The following is an 18,535-nucleotide window of genomic DNA, read 5'->3' as shown; positions in this document are numbered from 1 at the left end:
TCGTAAGTCCTGATTAAGCGTTCGGCTCGGAGTCCGCAGGCTTTGGCGCGCTGGCCAGGGCCTGGAGCAACGCCGGATCCTTGATGGCTTTCATGATGATTTCTTCGGCACCGGTCTTGCCGTCCATGTAGGTCAGCAGGTTGGCCAGCTGGGTACGGGCTTCGAGCAGTTGGTTCAGCGAGTCGACCTTGCGCGCCACGGCGGCCGGGCTGAAGTCGTCCATGCTTTCGAAGGTGATATCCAGGCTCAGGTTGCCTTCGCCGGTCAGTTCGTTGGGTACATGGAACGCGACGCGCGGCTGCATGGCCTTGAGGCGCGAGTCGAAGTTGTCGACGTCGACCTCCAGGAACTTGCGATCCTCAACCGCCGCCAGGGGCTCGGCCGGCTTGCCCGCGAGATCGGCCATCACACCCATGACAAAGGGCAGCTGGACCTTTTTCTCGGCGCCGTAGAGTTCGACGTCGTACTCGATCTGCACGCGGGGCGCACGGTTGCGCGCGATGAACTTCTGAGAACTTTGCTTCGCCACGTTGCTGCTCCTGGTCGCTACTGCGACGGTGTTGGCGTCATCGGTGGTTGCCGTTAACGGGACTGCTTGCTCCGGGCGTGGTTAGTCGCTTTCGGGGCCGCGCAGGTTTTCAAATTGGGACATGCCATCGGGAATCAGGTTGCGCACGATCGACTCGAAGTCGGCGTGCACCAGGTTCTTGGCCCGGTTCAACAGCACGGGCAGCGGGCTCGAAGGCTCATGGCGGCTGTAGTAGGCCAGGAGCCGGTCGAGGCTGCGCAGCACGTCGTCGCGGTTGCCGATCTCGCCCGACACCCGGGGCACGGCGGCCACGGCCAGCGGTTGCCCGGGGGCGTCGGCCACCGGCTCATCGGCGCTGGCCACAGGCGCACTCTCGACGCCTTGCGGGGCGTGCTGGCCGAGCACTTGCAGGGCCATTTTCAGCGGCTGCTTGAGGGCCGAAAGATCGACGCCACTGGCCGAACCGACCTGCTCGTTGACCTGTTGTTCGATGGCTTCGGCGGCGCTGCGGGCCTGGTTCAAGGCCGCGCGCACCTGCTCCAGCTGCTCGGGGTCGCTGTCGCGCATGGCCCCGGCCAGGTGATCGGCGCCCAGGGTCTCGCCGGAGAAGCTCTGCAAGCCGCTGGCGTTGAACGCCGCCCGCAGGCTGACCGGGCCAAAGGCGCGGGAGCGGGTCAGGATGCTTTCGCGCAGCAGGCGCACGGTGGCGTCCGAGGTCAGGCCAGCCAGGGCGTTGATGCGTACCGTGGGGTCGTTGTTGTCGTCTGCATCCAGGCGCGGGTGCAGGTGCGGCCAGTACTGCAGGAGCAGTTCGCTGATCAGGGTCAGGGACGTGGCCAGGCCCGGCAGGCCTTCAAGGGCCAGGCTGCTTTGCAGGAGCAGTTGGGCGATGCGCAGGTCTTTGCTGCGCGCGAGCAGGTCCAGGCTCTGCTGCTGGACGCTGCGCCAATCGGGCGCTTCGGCAGGCAGGATCGAATCACCCATGCTGCGCTCGGGCTGGCCTTGTGCGGCCCGCTCCAGGTGCAAAAAGTCCGCGTCATATTCCAGGTCTTCACCACAAGGCGAAGTCTCGGAAATTGCGGCGAGCAGCATTGGCACATCCACCTGTTTCGATCTCCATATCAGCCTGCGGGACAGTCAGGCAATTAGCGCGGAAGTTCTTTGTGAACTGCAGCACATTCTTGCTTATATAGACTCACTGATATTAGTAAGCCATCATCCGTATTCAAGAAGTTGTGCATTTTTGGTGTAGTACTTGTGGCTTGTCAAGGTAAGCTATTCGCCCCGCATGACAGTGATAAGTCTCCAATATCCTGACCTGACTATTGGGTCAGTGTGAGGGACGGTGAGCGGCGTTCTGTCACCTGGGGCGGGCAAATTAAGTGAACGTGCTGGTAAAACCGGCATTGAAAGGATTTTTTCAAAGTTTGCCGGTTTTTTACGGAACTTTTTCCCCGTACCCGGTTCGCAGGCGAAACACCCAGCAAGGAGGCGAGATGTCGCTGTGTTTGACTATCACTAGTTATCACAAGATCACCCCAGGTCAATGCCCCGAGAAAGTAATGGATCGTGGCGTGATATCAATTGGCCGTGCCTCTGATAATGACTGGGTACTTCCCGATCCTGAGCGTTTAGTTTCGGCGCGACATTGCTCTATTCAATACAAGGACGGTCGTTATTATTTAACCGATAACAGCACTAACGGCGTGGAGTTGCTCAACGCCGGTATTCGTCTGCGCCGTGGCAATAGCGAGCCCTTGCAGGATGGCGAGGTCATTCGCATCGGCGATTACGAAATCAGTGCCCGTATCGACTTCAACCTGAACAGCGCCCAGGCCCAGCCGTTCGCGGTGGATTCATCCAACAGTTTTGAAGCCCTGATGGGGCGGCAACAGCCGCTGCCCAGTGCCGCGCCGATTATTCCGAGCGCGCCGGTGGCGCACTTCCAGGGTGGGTCGGCGCTGGACACCATGCCCGACCTGTTCGATTTCCTGAGCCCCACGGCCACGCCGCCTGCCACCCAGCCCGACCATGTGCCGGCCGAGCAGCATGATTTCCGCCCGCCAAGCCCCACCAGCATTCCGGCCCCTGTGGTCGAAGCCCCGCCCGCACCACCGGTGGCGGCTTCGGTGATCCCGGAAGACTGGGACCTGTTTGCCGACACCCCGCTGCCGCGCAGCGAACCCCCCGTGCAATGGCCGCCCCTGGAACCGATCGCGCCACTGCCGACCGGTCTGGCGCCGCAACCGCAACCGCAACCGCAGATCCAGGCGCCCGCCCAACCGCCGGCGGCGCCGCCTCAGCCCCAGTTGCAGGTGGTTCCGGTGGCCGTGGCAGTCGCCGTGGCGCCGGTGGTGCAACCCGAGCCGCCCGTCAGCGTGCCGGCCCCTGCGCCGGCACCCGTGCCCGAGCCGGTGCCCGCCGCCGTTGCCGCCAGCCCCCAGGCCGATCTGCTGCAGGCTTTTCTGCGCGGTGCCGGCCTGGACCAGTTGCGTATCGACAAGGAGCAGGCCGAGGCGCAGATGGAAAGCATCGGCCGCAGCTACCGGCTGATGGTCGAGGGCCTGATCGATGTGTTGCGGGCCCGCAGCAGCCTCAAGGGCGAGTTCCGCATGCAGCAGACCATGATCCGCCCGGTGGAAAACAACCCGCTCAAATTCGCGCCGAATGTCGATGAAGCCATGTTGCTGATGCTGCGCCACAGCAAGCAGGCGTTCATGGCTCCGGACCAGGCGGTGCAGGACAGCTTCGACGATCTGCGCGCCCACCAACTGGCGGTGATGGCCGGGGTAGAAGCGGCGATCAAGCACCTGTTGCAGCGTTTCGAACCCACCGAGCTGGAGGCGCGCATGGGCAAGCCCGGGGGCTTGAGCAACCTGTTCAGCGGCTCGCGCCAGGCCCAGTACTGGCAGCAGTTCACCGCGCTCTACAGCCAGATTTCCCGCGAGGCCCAGGACGACTTCCAGGACCTGTTCGGTCGGGAGTTCAGCCGCGCCTACGAAGAACACACCAGCCGGGTACGCCGCTCCTGAGCGCGACCCAACCCAGCAAACACGGATTCACGGACAGCTGATACGTCATTGAGGACGCAGGATGATTCAACGATTTCTGACATTGGTCGCCATGCTGCTGCTTGCGGCATGTGCCAAGGATGAGGCACCCGCCCCCGCCGAAGCGGCACCGGATGCGCTCACCACGGCCACCATCGAACTGCATTTTTCCGCCTCCCCCGGGCTCAACCCTGGGCCTGACGGGGTGCCCGCCCCGGTGCGGGTGCGGCTGTTCGAGCTGAAGAATCCGGCGACCTTCGCCCGTTCCGACTACTTCGCCCTGGCCGAGCGGGCCCAGGCGACCCTGGGCGCCGACCTGATCGATCAGGACGAAGTGCTGATCCAGCCCGGTGACCAGTTGAACCTGGAGCGCACCCTCGACCCGGCCACACGCCAGATCGGCCTGCTGGTGGGCTATCGCGACGTGGACCGGGCGCAATGGCGCGCGGTGATGAATGTGCCGCCAAGGCAGCGCACCGAATATCAGATCAGCCTCGATGCCCGCGCGATTCGCGGTGTGGTCGCGGCGTCCCCATCCAGCCCTGCCCAATAGGCAATCGGAGCAACCATGTCCTGGAACAATCGCGTGGTCTGGTCGGAAGGCATGTTCATTGGAACCCAGCACTTCCAGCAGCATGACCGTTACCTGGAAAACCTAATCGATGCCCGTAGCCGGCCGTTGTCCGCAGGTGCCTGGGGCTTCTCCGAGCTGCTGATCGACCAGGGCCTGCTGGCCCAGGGCAAGCTGGCGATTGTCTCGGCGCGCGGCCTGTTGCCCGACGGCACGCCGTTCAATATCCCCCATGACGACCTGGCACCGAGCCCGCTGAGCATTGACGACAGCCTGCGCGATGGCCTGGTGTACCTGGCCCTGCCGCTCAAGCGCGCCGGCGCTCGCGACACCGTCGACGAAGGTGAAGAGCTGGGCGCTGCGCGCTACCTGAGCCAGGTGCGCGAGGTGCGTGATGACAACGCGCCGTTCGAAAACCGTGCGCCGGTGGCCGTCGGTTCCCGCGCCTTGCGCCTGCTGACGGTGCAGGACGGCCTGAGCGACTACGCCGCCATCGGCCTGGTGCGGGTCAAGGAAAAGCGTGCCGACCGTGCACTGATCCTCGATGACAGCTACATCCCGCCGGTGCTGGATGTGGCGGCGTCGAAACCGCTGACCGCGTTTCGCAGCGAACTGCTGGGCCTGCTCCATCAACGTGGCGAAGCCCTGGCCGGGCGAGTAGTGGCCTCGGGGGCGGGCGGTGCCTCGGAAATTGCCGACTTCATGCTGCTGCAACTGGTCAACCGCGCCCAGCCGCTGGTGGCGCACCTGGCCCAGCTCAGCCCGCTGCACCCCGAGCGCTTGTACAGCGAGCTGGTAGGCCTGGCCGGCGAATTTGCCACCTTCTCCAGCGCCGGCCGGCGCCCGGCCGAGTACCCGCAGTACCAGCACGACGAACTGGCGGCGAGCTTCGCCCCGGTGATGCAGGCGCTGCGCGAAGCCTTGTCGATGCTGATCGACAGCAAGGCGACGCCGATTCCGATTGTCGAGAAAGCCTACGGCGTGCATGTGGCGATGCTGGCGGACAAGACCCTGATCGACAACGCCAGCTTCATCCTGGTGGTGCGGGCCGATGTGCCGGGGGAAACCCTGCGCGGGCGCTTCGCCCAGCAGAGCAAGGTCGGCTCGGTGGAGCACATCCGCGATCTGGTCAACCTGCAACTGCCGGGGATCGGCCTGCTGCCGCTGCCGGTGGCGCCGCGGCAGCTGCCGTACCACGCGGGCTCGACCTATTACGAACTCGACCGTGGCAGCGAACACTGGAAACAGCTGATCCATTCCGGTGGTTTTGCGTTCCACGTGGCCGGCGAATTTCCGGGCTTGAACCTGGCCTTCTGGGCCATCCGAGGATAAACCGCGATGCATCCCAACGATGATTCGCCAGGGCAGCCGTCTGCCGCCAACGACCGTACCCAGTTCATGCCGCGTCCCGGTGGCCGTGGCCCGGACAGCTCCCGGCCGGCCGCTGCTGCGGCCCAGCCCCTGGCCATGCCGGCCGCGCCGCCGCTGACCGGCCAGGCCCGGGGCCTCAACCCGCTGGAAAGCGCCGCCGGCCCGTTGCTGGCGCTGTTGACCCGGTTGCGCAGCACCATTGCCCACCCGGCGCCAGCCAGCCTGCGCGCACAACTGCTGGCCTACCTGCGCCAGTTCGAGGAGCGTGCCGAGGCCGCCGGTGTGGCGCGCAACGATGTGCTGCTGGCGCGTTATGCGCTGTGCACCGCCCTCGATGAAGCGGTGTTGAGCACGCCATGGGGCAGCACCAGCGACTGGGGCAAGCAGAGCCTGCTGATCACCGTGCACAACGAAGCCTGGGGCGGCGAGAAAGTCTTCCAGTTGCTGGAGCACTGCCTGCAAAGCCCGCGCGAACGCCTGTACCTGCTGGAGCTGTTGTACCTGTGCATGTGCCTGGGTTTTGAAGGGCGCTACCGGGTAATGAACGACGGCCGCAGCCAGCTCGAGGCCCTGCGCGAGCGCACGGCCGCGACCATTCGCAGCGCCCGTGGCGAACACGAGCGCGAGCTGTCGCCCCATTGGCGTGGGGTCAGCGTGGCCCGTGATCGCCTGGCGCAATTCATGCCGCCCTGGGTGGGCGTGGCCATCGGCCTGGCGCTGCTGCTGGCGCTGCTGTTCGGCCTGCGCATGAAGCTGGCTTCGGATGCCGAGCCGGTGTTCAAGAATATTCATGCCCTGGGCGAGATCCCGGTGCAGGCCATCGACCGGCCGGTGATTCAGCCCAAGCTGGTGGAACGTCCGCGCCTGGCGGGCTTTCTTGCCGATGAGATCAAGGCCGGGCGGGTGGCGGTGGAAGACGCCGTCGACCGCTCGATTGTGACCATCCGTGGCGACGAACTGTTCGCTTCGGCCAGCGCCGGCATCGTCGATGACTACCAGCCCCTGATGCTGCGCATCGCCGACGCCATCCGCAAGGTCAAGGGCCAAGTGCGGGTTACCGGCCACAGTGACAACCGGCCGATCGCCACTTTGCGCTTCCCGTCCAACTGGAAGCTGTCCCAGGCCCGTGCCGAGTCGGTGCTGCAGATCCTGGCGGCCAAGACCGGGCAACCGGAGCGCTTCAGCGCCGAGGGCCGCAGCGACACCGAGCCATTGGCGTCCAACGCCACCCCGGAAGGGCGTGCGCGTAATCGTCGGGTAGAAATCACTGTGTTGGCGGAGGGGGTCGAGTGAAGGCGTTTTTCAGTTTTGTGATTCGCTGGGTGATCCCGCTGCTGGGCCTGATCGCCTTGAGCCTGATCATCTGGTTTATCGGGCCGCTGCTCGAAGCCCTGGTGCCGGAAGGTCGGCGCTGGGGGTTGATCATTTTCATCTTCGCGGTGTGGATCGCCTACCGGGTGTTTCGCATCATCCAGGCCCGGCGTCATGCGGCCAAGGTCTTGCAAAGCCTGGCCGCCGACACCCCGCCGGACCCGGACAGCGTGGCCACCGCCGAAGAGCTGGCGAGCCTGCGCCAGCGCATGGACGAAGCCCTGGCCCTGTTGAAAAAGGCCAAGCTTGGCGGCGATGAGCGGCGCAACCTGTATGAGCTGCCGTGGTACGTGATCATCGGCCCGCCGGGCTCGGGCAAGACCACCGCGCTGGTCAACTCCGGGCTGCACTTTCCCCTGGCTGCGCAGTTGGGGGCCGGTGCCGTGCGCGGCGTTGGCGGCACCCGCAACTGCGACTGGTGGTTTACCGACCAGGCCGTGCTGCTCGATACCGCCGGGCGCTACACCACCCAGGACAGCCACGCCACGGTGGACAAGGCGGCCTGGCTGGGCTTTCTCAACCTGCTGAAAACCCAGCGTTCGCGGCGCCCGATCGATGGCGCCTTCGTCGCCATCAGCCTGTCCGACCTGCTGCTGGGCAGCGACGCCGAACGGGCGGCCCACGCGGCGGCGATCCGTTCGCGGATCCAGGAGCTGTACACCGAGCTGGGCGTGCGTTTCCCGATCTACCTGATGCTGACCAAGCTCGACCTGGTGCCCGGGTTCATGGAGTTCTTTGACTCCCTGAGCAAGGAAGAGCGGGCCCAGGTCTGGGGCATGACCTTCGAGCTGGACGACGGTAAGAGTGGCGACAGCCCGCTGGCGCACCTGCAAAGCGAGTTCGCCGGCCTTGAACAGCGCCTCAACGAGCGTTTGGTCGAGCGCCTGCAACAGGAACGCGACCCGGCGCGGCGTGACCTGATCTACGGCTTCCCGCAGCAGTTCGGGGCGCTCAAGGATTGCCTGCAAAGCTTCCTCGAAGGGGTGTTCAAACCCAATGCCTTCGAAGAGCGGGTCCTGCTGCGCGGGGTGTATTTCACCAGCGGCACCCAGGAAGGCAGCCCCATCGATCGCCTGATCGGCAGCATGGCCCAGAGCATGAACCTGGACCGCCAGCAGTTGGCCCGCCAGACCGGCACCGGCCGCAGCTACTTCATCGAAAAACTGTTCACCGCCGTAGCCTTTGCCGAGCGTGGCCTGGTCGGGGTCAACCCCAAGGTCGAGCGCCGGCGCAAGTGGATCGCCCGTGGCGTGCTGGCCGCGACCGTGGCCCTGGTGCTGGTGGTCAGCACCCTGTGGTGGATCAGCTACCGTGCCAACCAGGCCTACATTGCCCAGGTCGACCAGCGCCTGGCGCCGCTGGGCCCGGTGGTGCAGAACCTCAGCCCGGCCCAGCGCGATGTGCTGGCGGTGCTGCCGCTGCTCAATGCGGTCAAGCACCTGTCCGACGATGCGCCAGGCTGGGCCGAAGGCCTGGGCCTGTATCAGGGCGACATGCTGGAAGCCGAGTCCGGCAGCGTCTACCGCAAGCTGCTGATCGCCGTATTCGCCCCGCGCCTGCTGACCCGGATCGAAGAGCAACTGCACAGCGGCGGCAATTCGGACTTCCTCTACGAAGGCCTCAAGGCCTACCTGATGCTGGCCGACGGCGAGCATTACGACCCGGACTTCATCAAGGCCTGGATCGCCCTGGACTGGGACCGCAGCCTGCCGCGGGACTTGCCGGCCGAGCAGCGCCTGGCCCTGACCGAGCACCTCAAGGCCCTGTTCGACAAACACCCGCCCAATGCGCGCCTGGACCAGCGCCTGATCGACGACCTGCGTCGCCAGTTGCAGCAGTTGCCGGTGGCCCAGCGCGTGTATGACCGGGTCAAGCGCCAGAAACTGCCGGCCAGCGTGCCGGACTTCCGCCTCAGCGACGCCGCCGGGCGCGATGCCGCGCTGGTGTTCACCCGCAAGAGCGGCAAGCCCCTGGGCGAACCCCTGAGCGGCCTGTTCACGGCCAAGGGTTACCGCGAAGGCTTCCTCCTGGCCAGCCTCAATCAGGCCGGCACCCTGGCGGAAGAGCAGTGGGTACTGGGCCGCGACCAGGCCGACCAGCAGAACGTCGCCAGCCTGGCGGCGGATGTGCGTCGCCTGTATTTCCAGGACTACCTGCGCCAGTGGGATGCCTTGCTGGCGGACATCGATTTTGTCCCGATCACCAGCGTGGCCCAGGCCGCCGACGTGCTGCGGATCATCTCCGGGCCGACCTCGCCGCTGAAAAAGCTGCTGGTGGCGGTGGCCAAGGAAACCGATCTGCAGCAGGAAGAACGCCTGATCGCCGCCCAGGGCCAGAAGGTCGACGGGGGCGTCGACCAGCTCAAGCAACGCCTGGGTTCGCTGCTGGGCCAGGAGCAGGCGGCCGGCACCCAGCCTGCGGCGGCCAGCGAGGACCCGGTGAGCACGCACTTTGCCGACCTCAACAGCCTGGTGACCAAGGGTGAAGGTGAACCGGCGGCCATCGACGGCCTGCTGGCGGACATGAACGCGCTGTATGTGCAGGTCAGCGCCATGGTCGGTGCCAGCGGCGACGCGTTGCTGGGCGAGGCCAAAAACCAGGCCAGCGCTGCGGCCAACCGGGTCAGCCTGACCGCCGAGCGCCAGCCGCCGCTGGTCCAGGGGCTGGTCAAGTCGGTGGTCACCTCCACCACCAATACGGTGATGGGCGGCGTGCGCAACCAGTTGAACGCGGCCTGGGTCAGCGAGGTGGTGAACGTTTATCGCCAGTCCCTGAGCGGGCGCTATCCGATGTCGCCCGGCAGTGCGCGGGACGCCACTCTGGATGACTTCGGCCAGTTCTTCGGGGTGGGCGGGGTGATGGACAACTACTTCCGCAAGTACCTGCAACCCTACGTCGACACCTCCGCGGCCACCTGGCGCTGGCAGCCGGGCGCGGCGCAGAAGCTCGGGATTGCCCCGGGCGTGCTGCAGACCTTCCAGCGCGCGGCGAGCATTCGTGATGCGTTCTTCCGTTCCGGCGGCACCTCGCCAGCGGTGCGTTTCGAACTCAAGCCGGTGGCAATGGACGCCAGCATCAGCCAGTTCCTGCTCGACCTCGACGGCCAGCAATTGAGCTATGACCACGGCCCGAGCCGGCCGGTGGCCATGCAGTGGCCGAACCCGGGCAGCATCGGCGTGGTGCGGCTGTCGATCATGCCGCCGTCGGCCAACGGTCGCTCCGGCGTCACCCTGGACGGCCCCTGGGCCTGGTTCCGCCTGCTGGAGCAGTCGGACCTGACCGCTGGCAATTCGCCGGACCGTTTCAACCTGCGGCTGCGCATCGATGGCGCGAGCATCTCCTACGAGTTGCGCGCCAACAGCGCCTTCAACCCGTTCAAGAGCCGTGTGCTCAGCGGCTTCAGCCTGCCGGAGCGGCTATGACGACCCAGGGCTTCTACGGCAAATTGGCCAGCCGGGGCGACTTTGTCAGTCGCGGCTTGCCCCAGGGCTTTATCGGCCCCTGGGACAGCTGGCTGGCGGCCGGGTTGCTGGCCAGCCAGCAGACCCTGGGCAGCGAGTGGCTCAATGCCTATCTGGTCAGCCCGCTGTGGCGCTTCGCCCTGGCGCCGGGGGTGTGTGGCGCCCAGGCGGCGGTTGGCGTGGTGATGCCGAGCATCGACCGGGTCGGGCGCTATTTCCCCCTGACCATCGCGGCCCTGCTCGATCACGACAGCGACCTGGCGTCCCTGGTGGTGGGCCCGGACCTGTGGTTCGAGCACGTCGAGGAGTTGCTGTTGGGCACCCTGGATGAAGACGCCAGTTTCGAAGCCCTGGAGCAGGCGATGCAGGACCTGCCAGCCCCCGCTGCGACGCCGAAAGTGCCGGGCAGCTGCTTTGCCGGTTTGCAGCAATTTGCCGTCAGCGAGCCTCGGGAGCGCGGCGCCGTGCTCGCGGCCCAAGCTTGCGAGGGCATGAGTTTCTGGTGGGGCCGTGGGTCGCAGAGCATCAGCCCGATGCTGTTGCGTTGCCCGGGTTTGCCGCCAGCCAATGATTTCGCGCAGTTTCTGCTCGGACAAGAAGGTGCCGTCTAACATGCGCTCAGCGCCTCAACTGTCCTACCAGTCCGCGAGCTACAGCCACGTGGGCATGGTGCGCAAAATCAATGAAGACGCTTTTCTCGAAGCCCCGGAAACCGGCCTCTGGCTGGTGGCCGACGGCATGGGTGGACACGCCGCCGGCGATTACGTCAGCAGCCTGATCGTCGACAGCCTGCGCCGGATTCCGGCCGGCGACAGCCTCGAGGCTTACGTCGCGGCCCTGCGCAACGGCCTGGCGGCGGTCAATGCCGCCGTGCGTGAAGAAACCGCCAACCGTGGGGTGAACATGATGGGCAGCACCGTGGTCCTGCTGGCCGTGCGCGGTGCCCGCGGCGTGTGCCTGTGGGCCGGTGACAGCCGCCTGTATCGCCTGCGCGACGGCCAGCTCGACGCCATCTCCCGCGATCACAGCTACGTCCAGGACCTGCAGGACAGTGGCCTGCTCAGCGAGGCCGAGGCCCGGGTTCACCCACGGGCCAATATCGTGACCCGCGCGGTGGGCGTCGAGGCGCACCTGGAATTGTCCCAGGTCGACCTGCAGGTGCAGGCCGGCGACAGTTTCCTGCTGTGCAGCGACGGCCTGAACAAGACCGCCGAAGACCACGAATTGCGCGATGTGCTGTGCCACACCGACCCCCATGACGTGGTACGCAGCCTGATCCACCTGGGCCTGACCCGGGGCGCCCCGGACAACATCACCGCCATTGTGGTCAAGGCCGCAGGACACTAACCATGGAACTACTGATTCCCGGCTACGACATCCAGGGCGAAATCGGCGAAGGCGCGATGGCCACGGTGTACCTGGCGACCCAGCGGTCCCTGGAGCGCAAGGTGGCGCTCAAGGTCATGGCTGCGGCGCTGGCGGCCGACCCGAGTTTCTGCGAGCGCTTCCTGCGTGAAGGCAGGACCCTGGCGCGCCTGTCGCACCCCAATACCGTGACCATCCATGACATCGGCAATGTCGACGCCCTGTACTACATGGCCATGGAGTACCTGCCCAACGGCACGCTCAAGGAACGCATCGCCGCCGGCCTGACCCCGGAACAGGGCCTGGTCTACATCCGCCAGATCGCCTCGGCCCTGGGCTATGCCCACGCACAGGGGCTGGTGCACCGCGATGTGAAGCCGGCGAACATCCTGTTTCGCGCCGATGGTACGGCCGTGCTTTCGGACTTCGGCATCGCCAAGTCCCTGGACGATCGCACCCAGTTCACCCAGGCCGGTTTTGCCGTGGGTACCCCGAGCTACATGAGCCCGGAACAGGCCCGGGGCCAGGAGATCGACGGCCGCGCCGACCTCTATGCGCTGGGGGTGGTGCTGTATGAAATCCTGGTCGGCAAGTTGCCCTATAACGGCAACGATGCGCTGTCCACGGCCCTGGCCCACCTGACCGAGCCGCTGCCGGAGCTGCCCCTGCACCACGGCCGCTATCAACACATCCTGAGCAAGCTGCTGGCCAAGGACCCGAACGAGCGCTACCCGGACGCCGCCGCCTTGCTCATCGCCCTGGACAACCTGCCGCCGGTGGTCGAGGAGGTCGAGGCGACGCTGATCCAGCCCCTGCAACTGCCGCCGCTGGAGTCATTGTCCAGTAACGACCTGGCCGGGCTGACCCCGGTGTCGATCGAAATCCCGCAGCAGGCACCGCCGGCCAAGCCTGCGTCTGAGCCGCTGAGGACGCCTGCGCAGCAACCGTCCGAGGCGCCTCGTGCCGCGCCGCCACCGCCCAGGAGCGCCGCTGCGGCGCAGTCCCGTGGTCCACGTTTGGCCCTGGCGGGGGTGGCGGTCGCCGTCGCCCTGGCCGTGGCCGGCGCCGGTTACTGGTGGCTGAGCGGTGACAGCAAGGACCCGGTGAGCAAGACCCAGGCTTCGACAGCCGTCGGCCAGGGCTCAGGTAGCCCGAGTTCGGGCAGTCCGAGCCCAGGCAGCGTGCCGCCGGCGAACCGGAATCAGACCCAGGTGCAGGCCCAGGTGCAGCCAGGCACGCCTGTTGCGGACGTCGATGGCGGCCAGCGGCCGCTGTTGATGCCGGGCAAGAAGACCCTGTTCCAGCGCGTGCTGAGCAAGCCTGAGGCACGTTTTTCCGAGGCCCCGGGTGCGGCGCCGGGCAAGGCGTTGCCGGCGTTTTCCGTGCTGTATGTCTACCAGCGCAAAACCGTGGACGGCAGCCCCTGGCTGCGGGTCGGCGCCGCCAGCGACGGGCGCAGTGCCGGCTGGTTGCCAGAGAACCAGGTCAGCGACTGGAAGCAGAGCCTGGTGCTCAAGTTCACCGAACGCTCCGGTCGCGCGCCGGTGATGTTCGTGCGCCAGGCCAGCGAGCTGGAACGCTTGCTGGCCGACCCTTCTGCGGCGAAAAACCTGCTGCTGCGGGCGCAGAAAAACCCGGCTGACGAGCAGCAGGTACTGGCCCTGGAGCCGGGCGCGAGCGCGGTGCCCCAGGAGCAGTTCTACCTGCTGCCGATTTTCGAATCCCGCGAGAGCTTCGACGAAAACGGCCAGCCGGTGCAGTTGCTCAACATCGCCTCGATCGACCCCGGCAGTACCTCGCCTGCGCTCAGCAGCCAGCAGCCGGCCGCCGCCCGAAAAGCGCCGGCCGATGCCTTCCGCACGGCGGTGGTGCTGGTGGTGGACACTACGGTGTCGATGCAGCCCTATATCGACCAGGTGCGCGATGTGGTGCACGAGCTGCAAACCCGGATTGCCGAACGCGGCGAGCTGGACAGCGTCAGCTTCGGCCTGGTGGGCTTTCGTAACAGCACCAAAAAGACCCCGGGCCTGGAGTACGTCTCCAAGACCCTGATCACCCTCGATCAGGGGCGCGACCCCAAGCGTTTCATGGAGCTGGCGGGGCAGGTCAAGGCGTCCCAGGTGTCGAGCCATTCGTTCAACGAAGATGCGTTTGCCGGGGTGATGCAGGCGGTCGAGGGCATGGACTGGTCCGGCTACGGCGGGCGTCTGATCCTGCTGGTGACCGATGCCGGGGCCCTGCGCAAGAACGACCCGTTTGCCGCGACCCAGATGAACGAGGCCGAAGTGCGTCAGGCGGCGCTGGGCAAGCAGATCAAGATCTACGCCCTGCACCTGCGCTCCGATGCCGGCAAGAAAACCCACAGCGGCGCCGAGACCCAGTACCGGACCCTGACCGCCGACGCCAACCCGCAGATCGGCGATCTGTACATCCCGGTGCCCGGCGGCGATGTGCGCAAGTTCGGCGAACGGGTCGACGAGATCGGCTCGGTGTTCGCCAACCTGGTGCACCAGGTGCGCAGCAACCAGCCGCAAGCCGTGCCGGTACTGGCCGCGGCGCCGAGCCTCAGTGAGAAGTCGGCGGCCATCGGCTACGCCATGCACATGGACTTCCTCGGCCGCAAGACCGCGAGTCAGGCACCCCAGCTGGTCAGTGCCTGGACCGCCGACCGTGATCTGACCAACCCGGCGCTGCCGGCGTTCCAGGTGTGCGTGATGCTGACCAAGTTGCAGCTCAATGACCTGCAACAGTCGCTGAAACTGATCGTCGATGCGGCGCGCAAGACCCAGACCTCGCCCAAGAACTTCTTCCAGGAAATCGCCAGCGCCAGTGCCTACATGAGTCGCGATCCGGCGGCCCTGAAAAAAGGCGGCAACCTGGCCGACGGCGGCGTGCTGGGTGAGTACCTGGAAGGCCTGCCGTATCGCAGCAAATCGCTGAGCATGACCCAGGACCTTTGGCTGTCCCTGAGCGTGGCCGAGCAGGAAGATTTCATCGATGAGCTGGACTCGAAAATCCGCCTCTACGAAACCTTCCACAACGACCTGGCCAACTGGGTGCGCTTCGGTGATGCCGAGCCGGGCGATGCCTTGTACCGCGTTCCGTTGTCGACGCTGCCATGATGCTCAACCTCGGCGATGTGCGTAAAAGCCGTGGCACGGGTAGCCAGCGCTACAGCCTGGTGATCCCGCGCCTGCAATTGCACGCCGGCGAGCAACTGGCGGTGGTCGGGCCCAGCGGCTGCGGCAAAAGCACCTTGCTCGACCTGCTGGCCCTGGTGCTGGCGCCGGACCGGGCGGCACGTTTCGAGTTCGCGCCGGGCCGCGAGGCCCTGGACATCGCCGCGATCTGGCGCGCCTCGGGGCAGAATCCGCTGGCTGCGCTGCGCAGCCGGCACCTGGGTTATGTGCTGCAAACCGGTGGCCTGCTGGGGTTTCTCGATGTGCGGGCAAATATCGGGTTGTCCCGCAGCCTGCTGGGGCTGGCCGACGACGGTGTGGTGCGGCGCCTGGCCGAGCAGCTGGAAATTGCCGATCAGTTGCACAAGAGACCGGCGGCCTTGTCCGTCGGGCAACGCCAGCGGGTCAGTTGCGCCCGGGCCCTGGCCCACGGCCCGCAGTTGCTGCTGGCCGATGAACCGACCGCCGCCCTCGACCCGCTGAATGCGGCGCGGGTGATGCAGCTGTTGCTGAGCCGGGCCCGGGACCAGGGCACCTGCTGCGTGATCACCACCCATGACGAAGTCCTGGCGCGCAACAGCGGCTTGCAAATCCGCCGCATCGCCTGCCAGCGCGACGCCGATGGCGGGGTCACCGCGACCCTCGGGGAGGCCTGCTGATGCGCAGCTCCCTGGCGGCGTCCCTGGCCTGGCAGGATTACCGCGCCGACACCTGGCTCTCGGCCTGTTCGGTGCTGGCCCTGGTGGCGGTGATCGCGCCGTTGATGGTGCTGTTCGGGCTCAAGTTCGGCCTGGTCAGCAGCCTCACCGAGCGCCTGCAGAACGACCCGGCGGTGCGCGAGATCATCCCCCTGGGCGGCGGGCGTTTCAGTGCCGAATTCATCGAGCGCCTGGGGCAGCGGGTGGACGTGGCCTTTGCCTTGCCGCGCACCCGGCAGATCGCGGCCACGGCCGATCTGGCGGTGTCCGCCAGCGGCCCCGGGCTGACCGTGGAAATGATCCCCAGCGCGCCCACCGATCCCTTGCTCGGCGACCTCAAGGCGCCCGAGGGCCTGAGCGGCGTGCTGCTCAGCCAGACCGCCGCAGAGAAGCTCGGGGTACGGGCCGGCGATTGGCTTCAGGCCAGCTTTGGCCGGCAGGTGGCCGGGCGCAGCGAGTCGCAGCGGACCCGGGTGCAGGTGCAGGGCATATTGCCCCTGGAAGCATTCCAGCGCGATGCCCTGTTTGCGCCGCTGGTGCTGCTGGAAGCGGCCGAGGATTACCGCGATGGCCGCGCCGTGGCCGCATTGGGCTGGGCCGGCGAAGCCCCGGGCGCCGCGGCGCAGCGGGTGTACCCGGGGTTTCGCCTGTATGCCCGTAGCCTGGATGACGTCGAGCCACTGCGCCTGTACTTCGCCGAGCGCGGGCTGCTGGTGTCGACCCAGGCGCAGACAATCGCTCAGGTGCAGTCACTGAGCCGCAACCTATCGATCGTTTTCTGGGTCATAGCCGGGCTGGCCCTGGCGGGGGCCTTTGCGGCGATCTTCGCCGGGGCCCTGGCGGCGGTCGCGCGCAAGCGCCGAGAGTTGTCGGTGCTGCGCCTGCTGGGGTTCTCCACCGCCGCGCTGTTGCTGTTCGTGGTGGCCCAGGCGTTGTACAGCGCCGGGTTTGCCGCGCTGTTGAGCGGGCTGCTGTACGCCCTGGCCGAAACCGGCCTGAACCGTTTGTTTATGCAGGTGCCGGGCGAATACGCCAGCCACCTGTTACCGGCGCACTATGCGCTGGCCCTGTTCGCGACGCTGGGCGTCAGCACCGTGGCGGCAGCCCTGGGTGGCTGGCGCGTATCGCGCATTGAAGCGTGTGAAGGAATTCGAGATGTATAAGTTGCTGAGTGCCGCGCTGGCCCTGACCCTGACCGGCGCCGTGTGGGCCGACGAGGTCAACAAGCTGGACAACCCCAAGCCGTTGCCGGACGACGTCAGCCTGCCGCTGCCGTGCGACGGCGAGATGGTGTTCCGTTACGTGTACGTGCTGGCCCAGGGCACCCTCGACGACCGCGAGATCAGCCTCGGCTACCCCTTCAGCGAAGGCGAGGCGGGGTATCAGCAGTCGTTTATTTCCGGCTACCGCCGCGACTTCATCAACGGCCAGTTCACCGTCAAGGACTTGCCTTCGAGCTGGAGCAAGAGCATCGCCTCGGGGTTGCCCAAATCCGGGGCCGGGATCCCGCTCAAGCCGATGCTGTATTTCATCGGCAAATACGAAGTGACGGCGCGCCAGTACGCCCAGGTCATGGCCCAGGCTCAGTCCCTGGCCAGCGGCGAACCGGCCCCGGCCTGCGAAGCGCCCGAAGGCATGCAGGGGCGCTTGCCCAAGGTCAAGCTCTCGCGCTTTGAGGCCGAGCGCTTTGCCGCGGTGTACAGCGCCTGGCTGATGAAGTACCACCGTGACCTGCTGCCGGTCAGCGGCCGGGGCACCGCCAGCGAAGACGGCGGCCTGGGCTTTGTGCGGCTGCCGACCGAGGTCGAGTGGGAATACGCCGCCCGTGGTGGCCAGGCCGTGAGCCGCCAGGACCTGGAGGGACGCCTGTTCCCCCGGCGCCTGGAAGGCAGCGACAGCGACGGTCCGCTGGCGGACTGGGCAGTGTTCAACCAGGTGGCGGGCGGCACCGGGCAAGCCGCGCGGCTGATGCCGATCGGCACCAAGCTGCCCAACCCTATCGGCATGTTCGACGTGATCGGCAACGCCGCCGAGATGGTCCAGGAATCCTTCCAGCTGGTGCACTCCGGGCGTCGCCAGGGCACCTATGGCGGCTTCGTGGTCAAGGGCGGCAACTACCTTGAAGGCGAGGGCACGCTGTTCACCGGCATGCGCCGCGAATACCCGCTGTTCGCCGCCGATGGCACCGAGCAGAGCAACGAGACCACCGGTTTCCGTGTGGCCCTGGGGGCCCTGGCGGCGCCGCGCTCGCGCTACAAGGAGCTGTTCGCCCAGTGGCAGAAAGAGGGCCGCCTGGCGTCCCTGACCGATGCCATCGATGACGCCCAGGACCCCACCAAGCGCCTGGACAGCATCATCGCCACCAGCGTCGACCCGCGCCTGCAGGCCGAATTGGGGCTGGTCAACGAAGAGCTCAAGCGCAATGTCTCGCTGATTGCCCAGCAGCGCGAAGAGGCCGCCGGCAACCTGATCCAGTCCTCGGCGCTGGTGGCCGAGACCATCAATAACTACAACATCCGCCTGACCAACCTGAAGAAGAGCCAGCAGCAGGCTGTCGACGCCAAGGACGAGCCCAGCGCCAAGCTGTTCGCCGAAGCCATCGACAACGGCCGCAGCGCACTCGACGGCGCGGTGGCGATCTACATCGACAACCTGGCCACCGGCACCCGCTACACCGACGCGGTGATCCAGGCGCAGTTTCAACGCATCAAGGAAGAACTGAATCGCAAGCCGGTGCTCGGCAAGAGCCTGGTGACGCGCGCAACCCTATTCGTTCGTCATGTCGGGAATTATCGCCAGCAACGGCGAGCCGATCCGGCGACGATTTTGAAAGAACTGCTCGCATCGACCGCTCAGAAACCGTGAGCGGACGCTGTCTGGCGAGCTTGGAGGGTCTCGGACGGCATGGCGCCGTACCGAGCTGGTCAAACTTAAACGAGA

The 18,535-nt window shown here is 66.5% G+C and carries 13 protein-coding genes; 11 read left to right on the top strand and 2 right to left on the bottom strand.

The annotated features are described in order from the left end of the window. Positions 1-13 precede the first annotated feature (13 nt). Positions 14-529, bottom strand: coding sequence for a type VI secretion system contractile sheath small subunit (tssB, locus tag JFU57_RS06780; RefSeq protein ID WP_078470433.1), 516 nt, complete (start codon positions 527-529; stop codon positions 14-16). An 81-nt stretch (positions 530-610) separates the two neighbouring features. Next, on the bottom strand, positions 611-1,633 hold the full coding sequence (tssA, locus tag JFU57_RS06775) for a type VI secretion system protein TssA (RefSeq protein WP_078470434.1): 1,023 nt from the start codon (positions 1,631-1,633) through the stop codon (positions 611-613). 392 nt (positions 1,634-2,025) lie between these two features. On the opposite strand from tssA, the gene tagH reads away from it, so the two are divergent. The 11 genes from tagH (at position 2,026) to JFU57_RS06720 (ending at position 18,460) form a co-directional block, all read left to right on the top strand. Next, entirely contained in the window at positions 2,026-3,561 is a 1,536-nt protein-coding gene (tagH, locus tag JFU57_RS06770; RefSeq protein WP_201128601.1) for a type VI secretion system-associated FHA domain protein TagH, read from the top strand. A 61-nt stretch (positions 3,562-3,622) separates the two neighbouring features. Continuing rightward, positions 3,623-4,132, top strand: a complete 510-nt coding sequence (gene tssJ, locus JFU57_RS06765; RefSeq protein ID WP_201128595.1) for a type VI secretion system lipoprotein TssJ — start codon at positions 3,623-3,625, stop codon at positions 4,130-4,132. Between the two features lie 15 nt (positions 4,133-4,147). After that, complete coding sequence (gene tssK, locus JFU57_RS06760; RefSeq protein ID WP_020294506.1) at positions 4,148-5,482, top strand: type VI secretion system baseplate subunit TssK; 1,335 nt, start codon at positions 4,148-4,150, stop codon at positions 5,480-5,482. 6 nt (positions 5,483-5,488) lie between these two features. Beyond that, positions 5,489-6,814 carry a DotU family type VI secretion system protein gene (locus JFU57_RS06755; protein ID WP_078470437.1) on the top strand — a complete coding sequence of 442 codons (1,326 nt, stop codon included), beginning with the start codon at positions 5,489-5,491 and terminating at the stop codon, positions 6,812-6,814. Continuing rightward, positions 6,811-10,314 (top strand): type VI secretion system membrane subunit TssM, encoded by a 3,504-nt coding sequence (tssM, locus tag JFU57_RS06750; RefSeq protein ID WP_078470438.1) that lies wholly within the window; start codon positions 6,811-6,813, stop codon positions 10,312-10,314. Before JFU57_RS06755 ends, tssM begins: the two co-directional genes overlap by 4 nt. Continuing rightward, a complete protein-coding gene (tagF, locus tag JFU57_RS06745; RefSeq protein WP_201128594.1) occupies positions 10,311-10,964 on the top strand; it encodes a type VI secretion system-associated protein TagF in 654 nt (217 codons plus the stop codon). The genes tssM and tagF overlap by 4 nt, the downstream gene beginning before the upstream one ends. A 1-nt stretch (position 10,965) precedes the next feature. After that, the gene (locus tag JFU57_RS06740) at positions 10,966-11,700 is read left to right on the top strand and encodes a PP2C family protein-serine/threonine phosphatase (protein ID WP_078470440.1); all 735 of its coding nucleotides are present in this window, start codon (positions 10,966-10,968) and stop codon (positions 11,698-11,700) included. Positions 11,701-11,702: 2 nt separating this feature from the next. Beyond that, complete coding sequence (locus tag JFU57_RS06735) at positions 11,703-14,840, top strand: serine/threonine-protein kinase (RefSeq protein ID WP_201128593.1); 3,138 nt, start codon at positions 11,703-11,705, stop codon at positions 14,838-14,840. Beyond that, on the top strand, positions 14,840-15,556 hold the full coding sequence (locus tag JFU57_RS06730) for an ABC transporter ATP-binding protein (RefSeq protein WP_274609822.1): 717 nt from the start codon (positions 14,840-14,842) through the stop codon (positions 15,554-15,556). The genes JFU57_RS06735 and JFU57_RS06730 overlap by 1 nt, the downstream gene beginning before the upstream one ends. Next, positions 15,556-16,758, top strand: coding sequence for an ABC transporter permease (locus JFU57_RS06725; RefSeq protein WP_201128591.1), 1,203 nt, complete (start codon positions 15,556-15,558; stop codon positions 16,756-16,758). The genes JFU57_RS06730 and JFU57_RS06725 overlap by 1 nt, the downstream gene beginning before the upstream one ends. Then, entirely contained in the window at positions 16,751-18,460 is a 1,710-nt protein-coding gene (locus tag JFU57_RS06720; protein ID WP_201128589.1) for a formylglycine-generating enzyme family protein, read from the top strand. Before JFU57_RS06725 ends, JFU57_RS06720 begins: the two co-directional genes overlap by 8 nt. The last annotated feature ends 75 nt before the right edge of the window (positions 18,461-18,535 follow it).

Source organism: Pseudomonas sp. TH07, assembly GCF_016651285.1.
Classification (GTDB): Bacteria; Pseudomonadota; Gammaproteobacteria; order Pseudomonadales; family Pseudomonadaceae; genus Aquipseudomonas.
Note: the sequence above shows the minus strand (reverse complement) of the source record. Positions and strands in the feature narration are given on the sequence as shown.

Bases quoted from the DNA above. Each gene is read 5' to 3' on its own strand.
- tagH (WP_201128601.1), top strand. From the start codon at position 2,026: ATGTCGCTGTGTTTGACTATCACTAGTTATCACAAGATCACCCCAGGT.
- tssJ (WP_201128595.1), top strand. From the start codon at position 3,623: ATGATTCAACGATTTCTGACATTGGTCGCCATGCTGCTGCTTGCGGCA.
- tssK (WP_020294506.1), top strand. From the start codon at position 4,148: ATGTCCTGGAACAATCGCGTGGTCTGGTCGGAAGGCATGTTCATTGGA.
- JFU57_RS06755 (WP_078470437.1), top strand. From the start codon at position 5,489: ATGCATCCCAACGATGATTCGCCAGGGCAGCCGTCTGCCGCCAACGAC.
- tagF (WP_201128594.1), top strand. From the start codon at position 10,311: ATGACGACCCAGGGCTTCTACGGCAAATTGGCCAGCCGGGGCGACTTT.
- JFU57_RS06740 (WP_078470440.1), top strand. From the start codon at position 10,966: ATGCGCTCAGCGCCTCAACTGTCCTACCAGTCCGCGAGCTACAGCCAC.
- JFU57_RS06735 (WP_201128593.1), top strand. From the start codon at position 11,703: ATGGAACTACTGATTCCCGGCTACGACATCCAGGGCGAAATCGGCGAA.
- JFU57_RS06730 (WP_274609822.1), top strand. From the start codon at position 14,840: ATGCTCAACCTCGGCGATGTGCGTAAAAGCCGTGGCACGGGTAGCCAG.
- JFU57_RS06725 (WP_201128591.1), top strand. From the start codon at position 15,556: ATGCGCAGCTCCCTGGCGGCGTCCCTGGCCTGGCAGGATTACCGCGCC.
- JFU57_RS06720 (WP_201128589.1), top strand. From the start codon at position 16,751: ATGTATAAGTTGCTGAGTGCCGCGCTGGCCCTGACCCTGACCGGCGCC.